Source organism: Rhodococcus indonesiensis (assembly GCF_047782815.1).
Taxonomy (GTDB): Bacteria; Actinomycetota; Actinomycetes; order Mycobacteriales; family Mycobacteriaceae; genus Rhodococcus; species Rhodococcus indonesiensis.
Map to the genome: position 1 here is coordinate 143041 of NZ_CP180630.1, position 15916 is coordinate 158956.

The 15916-nt window shown below is 68.2% G+C and carries 8 protein-coding genes; 6 read left to right on the top strand and 2 right to left on the bottom strand.

Annotated features, from left to right (window positions below):
• Positions 1-89: 89 nt before the first annotated feature.
• Genes fdh through ACM26Y_RS00700 form a run of 4 tightly spaced genes read left to right on the top strand, consistent with a single transcriptional unit; the run spans position 90 to position 6746 of the window.
• The gene (fdh, locus tag ACM26Y_RS00685; RefSeq protein WP_416062387.1) at positions 90-3461 is read left to right on the top strand and encodes a formate dehydrogenase; all 3372 of its coding nucleotides are present in this window, start codon (positions 90-92) and stop codon (positions 3459-3461) included.
• On the top strand, positions 3458-4372 hold the full coding sequence (locus tag ACM26Y_RS00690) for a 4Fe-4S dicluster domain-containing protein (protein WP_289381632.1): 915 nt from the start codon (positions 3458-3460) through the stop codon (positions 4370-4372). The genes fdh and ACM26Y_RS00690 overlap by 4 nt, the downstream gene beginning before the upstream one ends.
• Entirely contained in the window at positions 4369-5388 is a 1020-nt protein-coding gene (gene nrfD, locus ACM26Y_RS00695; protein WP_289381630.1) for an NrfD/PsrC family molybdoenzyme membrane anchor subunit, read from the top strand. The genes ACM26Y_RS00690 and nrfD overlap by 4 nt, the downstream gene beginning before the upstream one ends.
• Before the next feature lie 35 nt (positions 5389-5423).
• On the top strand, positions 5424-6746 hold the full coding sequence (locus tag ACM26Y_RS00700; RefSeq protein WP_416062388.1) for an OFA family MFS transporter: 1323 nt from the start codon (positions 5424-5426) through the stop codon (positions 6744-6746).
• A gap of 162 nt (positions 6747-6908) precedes the next feature.
• Here the strand turns inward: ACM26Y_RS00700 and ACM26Y_RS00705 are convergent, their stop codons facing one another.
• Positions 6909-7472, bottom strand: a complete 564-nt coding sequence (locus tag ACM26Y_RS00705) for a helix-turn-helix domain-containing protein (protein WP_371384190.1) — start codon at positions 7470-7472, stop codon at positions 6909-6911.
• A gap of 78 nt (positions 7473-7550) precedes the next feature.
• Here ACM26Y_RS00705 and ACM26Y_RS00710 point away from each other — a divergent pair, with 78 nt between their 5' ends.
• Together ACM26Y_RS00710 and ACM26Y_RS00715 are read left to right on the top strand one after the other, a co-directional pair.
• A complete protein-coding gene (locus ACM26Y_RS00710) occupies positions 7551-9122 on the top strand; it encodes an FAD-dependent oxidoreductase (protein ID WP_416062389.1) in 1572 nt (523 codons plus the stop codon).
• Between the two features lie 380 nt (positions 9123-9502).
• Positions 9503-14203: an AAA domain-containing protein gene (locus tag ACM26Y_RS00715; RefSeq protein WP_416062390.1), complete on the top strand. Its 4701-nt coding sequence runs from the start codon at positions 9503-9505 to the stop codon at positions 14201-14203.
• Between the two features lie 504 nt (positions 14204-14707).
• Here ACM26Y_RS00715 and ACM26Y_RS00720 read toward each other — a convergent pair.
• Complete coding sequence (locus ACM26Y_RS00720; RefSeq protein WP_416062391.1) at positions 14708-15859, bottom strand: alpha/beta hydrolase fold domain-containing protein; 1152 nt, start codon at positions 15857-15859, stop codon at positions 14708-14710.
• Positions 15860-15916: the final 57 nt, after the last annotated feature.

A 15916-nucleotide genomic window follows, 5' to 3' on the forward strand; every position in this document is an offset into this window, starting at 1 on the left:
GCCGCACACCTGCACGGGATCCCGAATACTCGGCACGAAGTGTGGGTAGACGGTAACTTCGAGAACGAGCGCGCAGGAGAGGAGGACCGATGGCGGAGAAGGACTCGTCCCTCCCGTGGCCCGTCCTGCGCCAGTTCCTCGGTAAGGATCTGCTCGGGCGCGGCAAGGCGGCGCGGTCGCGACGTACCGACGAGATCGAACCACGCACCTCGACCGCCGATCGGGTCGCGCGCAGTGTGTGTCCCTACTGCGCCGTCGGATGCGGACAGAAGATCTTCGTCAAGGACGAGCGGATCGTCCAGATTGAAGGGGATCCCGACAGCCCGGTCAACCGCGGGCGACTGTGTCCCAAGGGATCTGCGAGCAAGAATCTCGTCACCAGCGACCTGCGCGAGACCCGGGTCCGCTACCGCCGGCCCTACGGCACCGAATGGGAAGACCTCGACCTCGACACGGCCATGGAGATGGTCGTCGACCGCGTGCTGCAGACCCGGCACGACACCTGGCAGGAACTCGACGAGAAGGGTCGCCGCGTCCGGCGCACGATGGGCATCGCCAGCCTCGGCGGCGCGACGCTGGACAACGAGGAGAACTACCTCATCAAGAAGCTGTTCACGGCGATGGGGGCGATCCAGGTCGAGAACCAGGCCCGCATATGACACTCCGCCACCGTCCCCGGTCTGGGGACCAGCTTCGGGCGCGGCGGCGCCACCGGCTACACAGCCGATCTGGCCAACGCTGACTGCATCATCATTCAGGGCTCCAACATGGCCGAGGCCCACCCGGTGGGCTTCCAGTGGGTCGTGGAGGCCCAGAAGCGGGGTGCCCGCGTCATCCACGTCGATCCGCGCTTCACCCGCACCAGCGCGGTGGCGGACACGCACGTGCCGATCCGGGTCGGCAGCGACATCGCCTTCCTCGGCGGCATCGTCAACTACGTACTGAGCAACGGGCTGGATTTCCGCGAGTACGTCGTCAACTACACCAACGCCCCGGTGCTCGTCAGCGACAAGTTCGTCGACACCGACGACCTCGACGGTCTCTTCTCGGGCTTCGATCCCGAGAAGCGGACCTACGACCCGACGAGCTGGCAGTACGACGTCGAGGACGAGCCGGGTGACCTGCACGAGTCCCAGGCCGACACCTCGGAGGATCACGCGAAGCACCGGGCGACCGCTGCAGGTATGCAGCACGAGGCGCACGGCATCCAGACTGCGGGCCACCCGAGGCGCGACGACACCCTGCAGCACCCCCGCTGCGTCTACCAGATCCTCAGGAGGCACTTCGCCCGCTACACCCCCGAGATGGTGGAGCAGGTGTGCGGCGTCTCGCAGGCGGATTTCCTCGACGTCTGCCGAGCGTGGACGGAGAACTCCGGTCGCGAGCGGACGACCGCGCTGGTCTACAGCGTGGGCTGGACCCAGCACAGCGTGGGTGTGCAGTACATCCGCACCGGCGCGATCCTGCAGCTGTTGCTCGGCAACATGGGCCGTCCGGGCGGCGGCATCATGGCGCTGCGCGGCCACGCGAGTATCCAGGGCTCCACCGACATTCCGACCCTGTACAACCTCCTTCCCGGCTACCTGCCGATGCCCAATCCCGACGAGCACGGGTCGCTCTCGGACTGGATCGACGCCGTCCGCAAGCCCGGCAGCAAGGGCTTCTGGTCGAAGGCCGACGCGTATGCGGTGAACCTGCTCAAGGCGTACTGGGGCGACGCGGCCACCGCGGACAACGACTTCTGCTACGACTACATGCCCAAGATCACCGGCGACCACGGCACCTACCGGTCGGTGCTCGACATGATCGACGGAAAGGTCAAGGGCTACTTCCTCCTCGGCCAGAACCCGGCGGTGGGGTCCGCCCACGGCCGGGCCCAGCGGCTCGGGATGGCGAATCTCGACTGGCTCGTGGTGCGCGATCTGTTCGAGATCGAGAGTGCGAGCTTCTGGAAGGACGCGCCGGAGGTCGAGACCGGGGAGATCGTGACCGAGGAGTGCGGCACCGAGGTGTTCCTGTTCCCGGCGGCCTCCTATGCGGAGAAGGAAGGCACCTTCACGCAGACCCAGCGGATGCTGCAGTGGCGCGAGAAGGCCGTCGAGCCGCCGGAGGACTGCCGGTCGGAGTTGTGGTTCTTCTACCATCTCGGGCGCATGATGCGGGAACGCCTGGCCGGGTCGACCGACGAGCGCGACCGTCCGCTGCTCGACCTGGCGTGGGATTATCCCGTGCACGGGGAGCACGACGAGCCCAGCGCCGAGGCGGTGCTGATGGAGATCAACGGATACGACCTGGCGACCCGACGGCCGCTGTCGTCGTTCACCGAGATGAAGGCCGACGGCTCCACGCTGGGTGGCTGCTGGATCTACTCCGGTGTGTATGCCGACGGTGTCAACCAGGCCGATCGCCGCAAGTCCCGCCACGAGCAGTCGCTCGTCGCTCCGGAGTGGGGCTGGGCGTGGCCGATGAACCGCCGCATCCTCTACAACCGGGCCTCCGCCGACCCCGAAGGCAGGCCGTGGAGCGAGCGCAAGGCCTACGTGTGGTGGGACGCCGACATGCAGCAGTGGACCGGCGAGGACGTGCCGGACTTCGAGAAGACGAAGCCGCCGAGCTACCGCTCGCCCGTGGGCTCCGAAGGTATCGAGGCCATCGAGGGCATCGATCCCTTCATCATGCAGGGCGACGGCAAGGGTGCGCTCTACGTGCCGCAGGGACTCGTCGACGGCCCGATGCCGACCCACTACGAACCCGTCGAGTCGCCGTTCCGCAATCCGTTCTACGGGCAGCAGGCCAACCCGACGCGTGTGGAATACCGGCGCGACGACAACCCGATGAATCCGGCACCGCCGGAGGAACACGTCGACGTCTTCCCCTTCGTCTTCACGACGAGCCGGCTCACCGAACATCACACCGCGGGCGGCATGAGTCGCTATCTCGAACACCTCGCCGAACTGCAACCCGAGATGTTCGTGGAGGTCTCTCCCGCCCTGGCCGCCGAGCGCGGACTCGAGCACATGGGCTGGTGCCACGTGATCACCGCACGTTCGGCGATCGAAGGCCGCGTGCTGGTGACCGACCGACTGCGACCGCTGAAGGTCGAGGGCCGGACCGTCCACCAGGTGTGGATGCCCTATCACTGGGGCAGCGGCGGCAAGGTGACGGGCGACTCGACCAACGATCTGATCGGGATCACGCTGGACCCCAACGTGCTCATCCAGGAGAGCAAGGTCGGCACGTGCGATGTGCGTGCAGGACGCCGCCCGACCGGAGCGGCGCTCCGGGAGTACGTCGAGGGATATGCGCGCCGGGCCGGGGTAACCGACAGCGTCTACCCGCCCATCGTCACGGTCGCGAGCGACCCCGTCGGCACGGTCGCGAGCGACCCCGTCGGCACGGTCGCGAGCGACCCCATCGGCACCGTCTCGGACGGTGCGCGCACCCCGGAGGAGAACGAGTGACCGGCCGCAACAGTCTTTTCGGACCGCTCGACCCGGCACCCGACGCTGGTTACGAGGATTCGCCGGCGCGGAAGGGCTTCTTCACCGACACCAGCGTGTGCATCGGCTGCAAGGCCTGCGAGGTCGCCTGCAAGGAGTGGAACGACGTTCCCGAGAACCTTTTCGCGATGCTCGGCACGTCCTACGACAACAGCCATTCGCTCAACGCCAACCAGTGGCGTCACGTCGCCTTCATCGAGCGACCGGCCCAGAAGCAGGCATCGGTGTCGCTGGGGATGCCCACCGTCGGGGCGGCGGCGAGCGACCGCCCGGACGAGGAGAAGCCGGATTTCCAGTGGCTGATGTCCTCGGACGTCTGCAAGCACTGCACCCACGCCGCCTGCCTCGACGTGTGCCCCACCGGGTCGTTGTTCCGCAGCGAGTTCGGCACGGTGGTCGTGCAGGACGAGATCTGCAACGGCTGCGGTTACTGTGTGGCCGCCTGTCCGTACGGCGTCATCGACCGCCGCAAGGGACCGGACGGTGACCCGAAGGTCGGCATTGCCCAGAAGTGCACGCTGTGCTACGACCGGCTCACCGACGACCAGACGCCCGCGTGTGCGCAGGCGTGCCCCACCGAGTCGATCCAGTACGGCGACGTCGAGGAATTGCGTGCGCGGGCCGACGAACGACTCGCCCTGTTGCACGAGCGGGGCGTGGCGGAGGCACGGCTGTACGGCAACGATCCCGAGGACGGGGTCGGCGGAACCGGCGCCTTCTTCCTGCTCCTCGACGAGCCCGAGGTCTACGGACTGCCTCCGGACCCGGTGGTGACCACCAAGGACCTGCCGGAGATGTGGAACCGGGCGGCCGTCGCGGCGGTCGCGATGCTGGCGGGCGCGGCCGTGTCGTTCCTGAGGAGGCGCGGATGACCCAGGTGCAGCACGGCGGCAGCCCGGGCAGCCCGCACCGGTCGGGAGCCGGTCGCGGTGGCGACCAGCTGATGGTGCCGGAGGCCGACTTCGACTCCTACTACGGGCGCCCCATCGTGAAGCCGGCACCCTGGGAACACGACATCGCCGTCTACCTGTTCACCGGAGGGGTGGCGGCCGGATCCTCGTTGCTCGCCGCGGGCGCGGACCTGACCGGCCGTCCTGCATTGCGTCGGGTCGCCCGGTTCGGGTCGCTCGCGTCATTGCTCGTCAGTGTGGTCGCCCTCGTCCACGACCTGGGCAAACCGAGCCGTTTCCTCAACATGCTGCGGGTGGCCAAGCCGACCTCGCCGATGTCGGTCGGCACCTGGATCCTGTCCCTGCACGGTCCGTTCGCGGGTGTCGCCGCGGCAGCGGAACTGGCCGCAATGCTGCCCATTCGATGGCAGCGCGGACCGGTCCGGCTCCTGCTCGCCCTCGGCCGGCCCGCCGGGATCGTGGGGGCCGTGACCGCGCCACCCGTGGCCGCCTACACCGGAGTGCTGCTGTCCGACACCGCCACCCCGGCCTGGCACTCCGCCTACAAGGAACTGCCCTTCGTGTTCTGCGGGTCGGCGGCCGCCGCGTCCGGCGGTCTCGGCATCCTGGGTGCGCCGGTCGCCGAGGCCGGACCCGCGCGCGCCTTCGCTGTGGGCGGCGCGCTCGTCGAACTCGCGACCGAGCAGCGGATGGAACAGTCGATGGGTCTGCCGGCCGAGACGCTCCACCGGGGCAGGGCCGGACGACTCATGAAGGCCAGCAAGGCATTGACGACGGCAGGTGCCGTCGGTGCCCTCGTCGGCCGTCGCAACCGGGCGCTGTCGATGGTTTCCGGTGCCGCACTCATGGCCGGTTCGCTGTGCACTCGTCTCGGCGTCTACGAAGCCGGCATCGCCTCGGCGAAGGACCCCAAGTACACCGTCGTCCCGCAGCGTGACCGGGTCGATCGCGGGGAACCCGTGCGTTATCGGAGCTGACGGTCCGGCTCCCGGGCACAACGAAGGAGAACGGCATGGACTCCGAGAAGGTTACGCACGAGCGGCGCGACATCACTGCACGGGACGCACAACCGCCGGGAAGCTTCCGCTGGTTGCTGGTGGCCGGAGGACTACTGCTGCAGTTCTCGATCGGCGCGGTCTACGCCTGGTCGGTCTTCGGCAGGGCACTGGAGAGCGCCGACTCCTGGCAGCTCAGCACGGTCCAGGCCTCGTTGCCGTTCACCGTCACCATCGGCATGATCTTCGTCGGCACCTACGCCGGGGGCCGACTACAGGACGTGAAGGGCCCCCGCATCGTCGCGCTCATCGGGGGTGTCGTCTACGCCCTCGGCATTCTCCTCGCCTCGCTCACCAACGGTGCCGAGGACTACTGGCTGCTCATCCTCGGATACGGCATCATCAGTGGCTTCGGGCTGGGCTTTGCATACATCGTCCCGATCGCCATGCTGCAGAAGTGGTTCCCCGACAAGACCGGTCTCATCACCGGATTGGCGGTGGGCGGCTTCGGATTCGGCGCAGTGCTCACGTCGCCGGTCGCGCAGTGGCTGATCAACCGGAACCCCGAGGACCCGACCAGCGCGTTCCTGCCCCTGGGCATCGCCTATCTCGTGATGTCCCTGGCCGGCGCAGCACTCTTCCGCAATCCGCCCGAGGGCTATACGGTGCCCGGGTACGAGCCTGCTTCCGAGAACGGGGCGGGAGCCGACGGTGGTAAGGAGTTCACCCAGGGTGAGGCCTTGCGCACGCCCCAGTGGTATCTCCTGACCGCGATCCTCACCCTCAGCGTGGCAGCGGGCATATCCCTGATCTCCCAGGCCAAGCCGAGCGCTACGGACATCGCGGGCTTCAGCGTCACCGGTGCGGCGGCACTGGTGGGTGTGCTGGCGATCTTCAATGGAGCAGGCCGGATCGTGTGGGCGGCCGTTTCCGACTACCTCGGCCGGATGAAGACCTTCACCGCCATTCTCGTGCTCCAGGGTGTGTGTCTGATCGTGTTGCCGCACGCCGACAACATGGTCCTGTTCTCGATCCTGGCTGCGATCGTCTACCTCTGTTACGGCGGCACTTTCGGCACCATGCCCGCCACCGCCGGCGACTTCTTCGGGGTCCGCCACGCCGGTGCCATCTACGGATTGATGCTCGTCGGCTGGAGCCTCGGGGGCATCATCGGCCCGATCATCGCATCCACACTCATCGGCGAGGACAAGGCCTACACCCTCGCCTACACCACCATCGGCATCATCGCTCTGGCGTCGGTGCTGCTGACGGTCGTCACCAAAGTTCCCGCAGCACGCCGGACTCCACCGCGATCCAGCTCTGAGGCACGTCTGCTGTGACGTAGCGAATCCACTGCTGAGCAAGGGCGTCGATCGGACTCCGAGGTCGACGTGAGGTCGTTCGTCTGCTGGATACAGGACTCCGTCGAGGCCCATCGTCGAGCCGGCGGGGGCCCGCCGGGGTGGGGTGTCGGGGGCGCGAGGGCGGGGACTGGGCGCTCATCATGAGCGCACGTGCATTCGTTCTCCTTGGGGGCCGAAGATTGCGAGTACTTCGCACGGGGTGGGTCCGGGGTTGCCGATCCAATGTGGGGTGCGGGTGTCGAATTCGACTACCTCCCCGGGTTCGAGCACCATGTCGCGGCTGCCCAGGATCAGGCGCAGCCGACCGTTGAGCACGTAGAGCCATTCGTAGCCTTCGTGGGTTTGCAGCGTCGGGTGGGCGGCGTCGTCCACGGTGGGCAGCACCATTTTGAACGACTGGAGGCCGCCGGGGCGGCGGGTCAAGGAGATGAAGGTCCGGCCGTGCCGGGTCACCGGCTTCGACCGGATTCTGGGGTCGCCCGTGTCCGGAGCGTCGACGAGTTCGTCCAGGGCAACCCGGTGGGCGCGAGCCAGTGGAAGCAGCAGCTCGAGGGTGGGCTTGCGCTGTCCGGATTCCAGTCGTGAGAGGGTGCTGAGCGAGATTCCGGTCTCCTCCGCCAGATCGCTCAGGGTGGCTTCCCGTTCCAGTCTGAGCTGTCGCAGCCTCGGGCCCACGTTCTTCAATACGTCCTGGTCCGCCATGTCGCCCAGTGTGCCGGAGCTTTGCCATTTCGGCAAGAATTTTTGCTGATATGCGGGAGGGGTCTGCACCCTGGAGACATGACTGAGAACGAGAGCTTCGATGTGGTGGTCGTCGGCGGCGGCGCTGCGGGTCTGAGTAGCGCGATGGTGCTGGGGCGGTCCCGTCGCCGGGTGCTGGTGATCGACGCGGGCGAGCCCCGCAACGCCCCCGCCGATCATGCCCACAACTATCTAGGCCGTGAGGGGGTCCCCCCGCTCGGCCTGCTGGCCGACGGCCGGGCCGAGGTGGCGGCGTACGGCGTGGAACTGGCGAGCGACCGCGTGACGGCCGTGACCCGTACCGAGCACGGCTTCACCGTGGCCACCGGAAGCGGACGCGAAATCACCGCCCGGCGGGTGCTGGTTGCTGCAGGGGTAGTCGATGAGCTACCCGATGTCCCCGGCCTGGCCGAACGCTGGGGCCGCGACGTGCTGCACTGCCCCTACTGCCACGGCTGGGAGGTGCGCGGTCGAGCGATCGCGATACTGGCGACCAGCCCAGTCGCGGCACACCAGGGTCTGCTTTTCCGCCAGCTCACCGACGACGTCGTCCTCGTCGTCGCCGACGGAGTCGAATTGCCACCCGCCGACGTGGAGCGGATGGCCGCGATCGGCGTGCGGATCGAGCACGGCACTGCGCGTGAGGTCGTCACCGACGGCGACCGGCTGATCGGGTTGCGCTTGGCCGACGGCTCGCTGCTCGAGCGCGAGGCGATCGTGGTGGCCTCCCGGCCGCAGGTACACCTCGACTTCCTGGCACCCCTCGGCCTCGAGCCGCAGCCCGTCGAGCTGGGCGGGGCGCGGTTGGGCTCGGTGATTGCGGTCGACCCCGTAGGGGCAACCACGGTGCCGGGCCTCTACGCGGCCGGCAACGCCACCGACATCAGCATGACCCTGATCGGCTCGGCCGCTCACGGCAACCGTGTGGGAGCCTTCCTCAACGCCGACCTGGCCACCGAGGACGCCGACCGTGCGGTCGCCGAGCGCCGCGCCGAGATGTTCGAGCAGCCCGCCTGGGAAGATCGCTACAGCGGGGAGCGGGTCTGGAGCGGACGGGTCAACCCCCAACTCGAGGCCGAGGCCTCGTCCCTGGTGCCCGGACGGGCCCTGGACGTGGGCTGTGGCGAGGGTGCCGACACGGTCTGGCTGGCCGGCCGCGGCTGGTCGGTGACGGCCCTGGACTTCGCCGTCGCCGCCCTGGAGAAGACTGCCGCGCACGCCGCCGAGGCCGGCGTCGGTGACCGTGTCACCACCCTTGCCGCCGACGTCCGCAGCTGGCAGCCCGGCCAGCAACGATGGGAATTGGTTTCCTCGCAGTTCCTGCATCTTCCCGAGGGCGGGATGGTCGACCTGACCCGGCGCCTCGGCTCCGCGGTCGCCCCCGGCGGCACCTTGCTCGTGGTCGGTCACCACCCCGACGACCTGGCCACCGGGCTCCGCCACGGCCACCACTCGTTCCTCTTCACCCCCGAGTCGCTGATTCCGGCGCTCGAGGACGGGCAGTGGGAGATCGAGGTCTGCGAGGTCCGGTCCCGGACCACGGCCCACCCGCACTCCGGGGAGCAGGTCACCGTCCGCGACTCGGTGCTGCGGGCGCGACGACTCGACTGAGCCTGCACGGTCGTGACGAGACAGGCCATCGACCGTGCAGTCGACACCCCCTACCGCGCACCGCCGGTCGCTGTTGCCGAGCCCGTGGCACCGCTCGACGTTTCCCATCGTGTCGGGGTTCACGACCGACGACCCCGGCCGGGTCGGCGGCAGGTACCCGAGCAAGGGGGAGGTTGCCATCTGAAGGTGGACAACGCTTTTCATGCAGCGAGGGACAGCGTCGACGTCGGTGTCGTCGCCGGTCCGCGGCAGACGCGCATCAGGAGATATCGATCGGTGGGAACGGACCGTCTATGAGCGTGCGTCCGCCGTGACCTACCCGCCCGTACCATCCCCGTGCACTCGATAACTGTTCTTCCCGCCGGCCAGGGGCGATCGCAGTGATCAGTTCGGTGGGAGGCAATCGGCGACACGCGAGACCGGACACGGGCATGCCGGCGAGGGTTCCTAAGCTGGGGTTGCCCGTTTCCGTCGACGGGCGGAAGGACGTCCGCAGGGTGAGTGGAGTGGGTGTGGAGCCGAGGGTGAGCGAACCTGAACTCAGGGATCGCGTGCAGCGCCTGCTTGCCTTTCTGGCCGAGCTCGTCAAGGCACGGAGCGCACCTGTCCGCACCCTCGACAAACACCGTGCCGTGCTGTCTCTCGACGCGAAAAACCTCGACGTCGGCCTGTCCGCCGACGCCGCGGCAGGCGACGTCTTCCTCCGTGTACGGCGCGTTGTTCTCGAAGATCCCCCGCGTCCTCCCGCGCTGGTCGCGAAGTATGTGCAGGGGGCGATCGACAACTCTGCCGCCGAACCCACACTCGACCCCCAGGCCCCCGACGCCGTCGACGGTGTCGGGACCTGGTTGGCGCGATGGGGGGCGTGGGCGGCCGTGGATCGGCAACGACGGCCCGCGTCGCAGCTGTACACGTTCCTGCAGCACGCGATGCTGGACCTCGACGCCCAACCGGAATCGCTCGAGCTCGTCGTCGCATCGGGGTTGCTGCACCTGTCCGACGATGTTGCGGGCGCGCGGGTGCACACGCACTTGATCACCCAGTCCGCCCTCGTCGAGCGGCACGAGGAATCCGGCGACCTGCTGGTCCGCCTCGATCCCGACGCCGTCCCGTCGCTCGAAGACACCCAGCTCCTCACCGGACTGGACGTGTTCGATCCCTCGAGTACCCGCGACCTGCACCGATCCCTCACCACTCAGGTCGCGTCGCCCCTCGACCCCGCGGCTCGGGTGTTTCTCGAGGACTGGACCGACCGGGCGCTGACCGTGCGCGTGGACGTCGTCGACCAGGCGGAGGAGGCATCGACGCCCGAGGCGTTCGTGAGACCGTCGCCGGCCCTGGTGCTCCGCAAACGCGGCGCCTATGCACTCATCGAGTACTACCACCGCATGAGCGAGGCGATCGCCGACGAGTCGAACCCGGTACCGCTGGGTCTGGCGCAACTCGTCGAAGCGATCGAACCGGCCGAGCGTGTCGCATGGCTCGACCGCATCGGCACACCGTCCGCGCTGTTCGCCGAGGATCCGTTGTTCCCGCTACCCGCGAACGACGAGCAACGCGACATCCTCGATCGGCTTACCGGCGACAGCGGCGTCGTGGTCGAAGGCCCACCCGGTACCGGCAAGACCCACACCATCGCCAACCTGGTGTCCGCGCTGCTCGCGGGTGGCCAGCGCGTGCTGGTCACCAGTGAGAAGGCGCAGGCGCTGCGTGTACTGCGCGACAAACTTCCGCCCGAACTGCAGGAGCTGTGCGTGGCGGTGACCGACCCGGTGCGCGGAGGGTCTGCGGAGCTCAACCGCAGTGTCAGCGAGATCGCTACCCGCAAGGCGCAATTCAACGGGCGGCGCGCAGCGCAGCGCATCGAGGAGCTCACCACGCACCGCAACGACGTGCTCAGCCGTCGGGCGATGCTGACGGAACAGATCCGGCAGACGCGCGCGCAGGAGACGGTCGTTCACACCGCGGTCGCCGCCGGTTACGAGGGGACGGTCGCGTCGATCGTCCGGAGGGTCCGCGCGCAGGAATCCCGACAGGGGTGGCTGCCCGCACCGCTGTTCACCGACACCCCACCTCTGAGCGTCGGAGAATTCATCACCCTCCATGCGCTTCATCAGCGGTCGAGCGTCGAGCGGGCGCGTCGCCGGCACCAAGCGTTCCCCGACTTGTCCCTGCCCACCCAGAAGGAGGTGCAGGACGCGTGCGCCGCGGTCGCACAGGCATCGCAGGACGTGACGGGCGAGATGCCGGAGTTGCTGCGGGTACTCGAGGGCGCCTCCCCCGACAGGCTCGCTCGTATCCGCGATCTCTGCGAACAACTGCAGGGCGCTCTGCACGATGCAGAACGGCTCGACGTGGGATTTCGACGCGTGGCCGACGATGTCCTGTCGGGGAGGGCGCAGCACCTGTGGGGAAAGACCGCCGAGTTCGCAGGTCTCGTGCAGGCCGCGCAGGAGGCCGATCGCGTCGTCGGTGCCAGCACGGTGCAGACGCCGGTGACCGGGCGGCTCGCGTTCGAGGCGTACGACGCGCTGGCGCGCAAGCTGGAGGCGGGGGACCCATGGCGCAGTGGCTTCTCCCGGTTCCGCAGGAGCGACGAGCAGTCGGCGGTCGAGGCGCTCGGCGAGCCCGCGACCGTCGACGGGGTCGCAGCCACTACCGCCCACTCGGTGCGTATCGTCGCCGAGCACCTCCGGGCGCTCGACGCGGTGCGGGTCGTGGGGATCGTCCTGCGCGATCTCGGTATCGACATCGCGCTCGACGACTCACGCAGCCGTGCCATCGGCACCCTGGCCCTGATCAACCGGGACCGGGGCATCGTGGACAACCTCGTTACCCGGGTACGAGATGTCGAATCGGCGCTGCGGGACCTCCACCCTGGTGCGCCGCGGATCGTGAGTGTCGAACACGCGCGGTCGGTTGCGGAGTCGGCGCGCGCAATCGCCGCGGTCGGCACTGCGCAAGCGAGCAAGGCCCGGCTCGAATCCGTCGGCCTGTATGTGCGGGGCCAGATCGCCGGGGGAGCGTCGCCCGAAGGGCGCGCCCTGGCACGGGCCTTCCACGATGCGGACGTCGACGGCATCAATGCAGCTCTGGATGCATGGGATCGTGCGGCCGGTGAACAGCGTGAGGAGCTCGAACTCTTGTCGCTGCACGCGCGTTTGACCGACGCCGCACCGGCGCTTGCGCAGGCCATCGCAGAAAATCCGTCGTGGCCGCAGTGGCCGGTTCGTCTGGCAGACATCGAGAGCGCGTGGGCGTGGCGTCGCGCAAAGGAGTGGGTGCGGAACCTCAACGAGAGGCGTGAGGACGGGCAGCTCGAACGTGACCTCGACGCGGTCGAGAAAGACCTCTCGCGGTTGACCACGCAGCTCGTCGCGGAGAAGGCGTGGAGCGCGTGTCTCGACCGCACCACCGCCGAGCAGGTCCAGGCCCTGCACTCGTACCGCGACCATGTCGCGAGCATAGGAAAGGGTACCGGCAGATACGCAGAGCGGTATCGGGCTGCAGCGCGTGAGGCCATGCAGGTCGCGCAGGGCGCGGTGCCGGCGTGGGTGATGCCGTTGCAGCAGGTGCTGTCTTCGGTTCCGCCCGTGCAGAACTTGTTCGATGTCGTCATTGTCGACGAAGCAAGCCAGGCCGATATCGGTAGCTTGTTCCTGCTGTGGTTGGCGCCGCGTGTGATCGTGGTCGGGGACGACAAGCAATGCGCGCCGAGTGCGGTGTCGTTGGGTGCGCTCGACGGAGTGTTCAGTCGTCTCGATTCCTCCCTGCCCGATATCCCGAAGTACCTGCGCGACAGTTTCACTCCCCGCTCGAGCATGTTCTCGTTGTTGCGTTCGCGGTTCGGGAGCATCGTCCGGTTGCGTGAGCATTTCCGATCGATGCCGGAGATCATCGCCTGGTCGAGCGAACAGTTCTATGCAGACGACCCTTTGGTTCCGTTGCGGCAGTACGGGTCCGATCGCCTTCCGCCCCTGCGCACCACCTACGTCGACGGTGGTGTCGTCACCGGGCAGAACTCGACGTTGACGAACCGTGTCGAGGCCGCTGCCCTCGTCGAGGCTCTCGTGCAGTGCGTCGACGACCCCGCCTACGACGGGAAGACCTTCGGCGTGGTGGTCCTGCAGGGGCAGTCGCAGGTCGACGTCATCCAGAACGAACTGCTCGACCGGCTCACCCCGCACCAATGGGACGAACGCAGACTCCGCGTCGGCACCCCTCCGGATTTCCAAGGCGACGAGCGGCACGTGGTGTTCCTGTCCATGGTGGTCGCGCCCGACCAGAACATCGCGGCGATGACGAGGACCGAATACCGACGACGGTTCAACGTCGCCGCCTCGAGGGCACAGGACCAGTTGTGGTTGTTCCATTCGCGGACCGTCGACACGTTGCGGCCGACGGACCTGCGGTATTCGCTGCTCACCTACCTGCAGTCGACCTCGCCGATGCCGGCGGCGCCGATGCCGGCGGGGGTGACCGGTGAGGAGCGGCACGAGGCATTCGACAGTCTCTTCCAGCAGGCGGTGTTCCTCGACATCGCTGCCCGCGGATATCACGTGAACCCCCGGGTGGAGGTGAACGGTCACGTCCTCGATCTGGTGGTGACCGGTGCGGCAGGCAAGCTGGTTGTGGCGTGCGACGGCGAGCAGTGGCACATCACTCCCGACCGGCAGCGCGCCGACCTCGAGCGGGAACGTGAACTGCGCCGCAGCGGGTGGAGGTTCTGGCGGGTCCGCGAATCCGAGTACTACCTCGACCCGGACGCGTCGATGTCGGGGCTGTGGGGCGAACTCGAGCGGCGCGGCATCACCTCCGATCGTGCAGATATCGTTGCCGTGTCCGACGTCGAGCCGTCCGCATTCACCGAGTCGTCGGTGGCCACGCCGGTGTCGTCAGCGCTGGCCGACTCCATTGTGGAGGCCCTCGGGAAAGAGGAATGTCCGGTCGTCGAGCTTGCCGATCGGCTCGAGATGGACTGGACGGTCGTGCTCGCGGTGCTCGAAGGGCTCGTCGTCGCGGGGCGGGTCGACGCGCTCGTTTCGCCAGGGCAACGGACGACCTATCGGGTTGCGGTGTAGTCGATCGGACTGCCGACAATGGTGCCGGCTTCTGACCGAATCGGATGATTCGTAGATCGGGTTTCGAGACGTCGGTGCCGCTGACCTTCGCAAGCGCGTCGTCCACTCGTCGAATCAGACACCGCCGAAGCCGAAGAACACTGTCGTACCCTCGAGGAGTGCTTCGCTTCCCACGCCGGGGAGCACGAAAGCTCCAGTGTGGAAATGGGATACGTGTACACCAGCCCGGTGATCGCATCGGACGGCAGCGTCGTCCCCGACGACGACGGTTCGACCTCAGCGGTATCGGGTCTGGCGTCCAGACCGGGATCGGTCAGCCTTCGAACTGCCGAACAGTGCACCGCAGGGAGGGATGAGGACGATCACGGGGCGGCCGCCGGTGCCCTGGCCGACGTGTTCGTCACGGGCGGGCGGTAGCCCGGCACGGTGCGTCGTTCGGCTGGGTGGTGGTACAGATGGTCTCGGCCAATTCCTCGCCGGCACTTCCGTGCTCGACAACAGGGATCAATCCGCGAGTTCGTTCTCCAGGAACTCGCGGAGCTCGTGGCGGACGATCTGGGTGTCCCAGCCGCCCCAGGCTCCGTCGAACCCGTGCCTGGCCTCGGGCAGCCGGACGAGGCGGTGGGGGACGCCTTCGTCCTCCAGCCGGTTCGCCAGCAGCTCGGCCTGCTCCGGCGGAGTGACCTGATCAGCACCACCCTGAGCCAGGAACGTCGGCGGATCCGCCGGGTCGACGTGAGATGTCGGCGAGGTGAAGAGGAAGGGCCCCGCTTCGTTTTCGGTGCGGTCTCCCGCGGGGTCGTACTCGTCGCCGAGGCTCGGCCTCCACCACGGTGGCTGCCACTCGTCGAGGCTTGTCTGGTCGGTGGCTGCGTAGAAGGCGGCCACGGCCTCGACGCCGGTGTCGCGGACGTCGCAGCTCGGCGCAAGCCGGGGGTCGCCGTCGTCGTAGGCCGCGAGCAGGGCGGCGACGCCGCCGGCGGAGCGGCCCAGGAGAGCGATACGGTCGGGGTCCACGCCGTAGCGCTCCGCATTCTGCTCGACCCAGCCGACCGCGCATTTCACGTCGGCGGTCACTTCCTGCCCGAGCGGTCTCTGCCCGAGCCGGTAGTCGATGCTGAAGACCACGTATCCCTCCTCGGCGAGCCACGCGCTCCAGAGGACGTCCTCGGTGCGGCTGCCGGTGACCCCTCCGCCGCCGTGCACTGTGACCACCGCCGGTCGCGGCTCCGGACCGGCTTCACGACTTTCGGGCGGTGGGCGGCGGATGTCGAGCATGAGCTCCTCGCCCTCCGGCCGCGCGTACGTGACGGTCTCGAGCGGACTGTCCAGGGAGGGAAGGGAGAAGTAGTCCGAGAGCGAGAGCGGGACGTCCTCCTGCGAGGCGGTGCGCCATCCCTGAGCCACGGGCACCAGGGACAGCGCCACGGTCACCACGCCGAGCACCACCGCCACGAGTGAGGTCCTGCGTAACCCGGAACGACGCGCGAGAGCGGCCAGGCCGAGGCCGAGTACGGCGAAAAGACCGAGCAGCAGGCTGTACCCGCCGACGAGGACGGCGAGGTACATGAGGACCAGGCTCGGCCACAAGCCCACGGCCGGGGTGGGCAGCACGACGAGGAGCCCAAGGAGTAGGCCGACGGTTGCCCATCCCACCGCTGTCACCGCCAGCAGTCGTCGTCGAAACCCTTGTCGGGTATGACCTTTTCCGTC

What these genes read in the sequence shown, in the direction of transcription:
- nrfD (WP_289381630.1), top strand. Translation starts at nt 4,369, where the DNA reads ATGACCCAGGTGCAGCACGGCGGCAGCCCGGGCAGCCCGCACCGGTCG.
- ACM26Y_RS00700 (WP_416062388.1), top strand. Translation starts at nt 5,424, where the DNA reads ATGGACTCCGAGAAGGTTACGCACGAGCGGCGCGACATCACTGCACGG.
- ACM26Y_RS00705 (WP_371384190.1), bottom strand. Translation starts at nt 7,472, where the DNA reads ATGGCGGACCAGGACGTATTGAAGAACGTGGGCCCGAGGCTGCGACAG.
- ACM26Y_RS00710 (WP_416062389.1), top strand. Translation starts at nt 7,551, where the DNA reads ATGACTGAGAACGAGAGCTTCGATGTGGTGGTCGTCGGCGGCGGCGCT.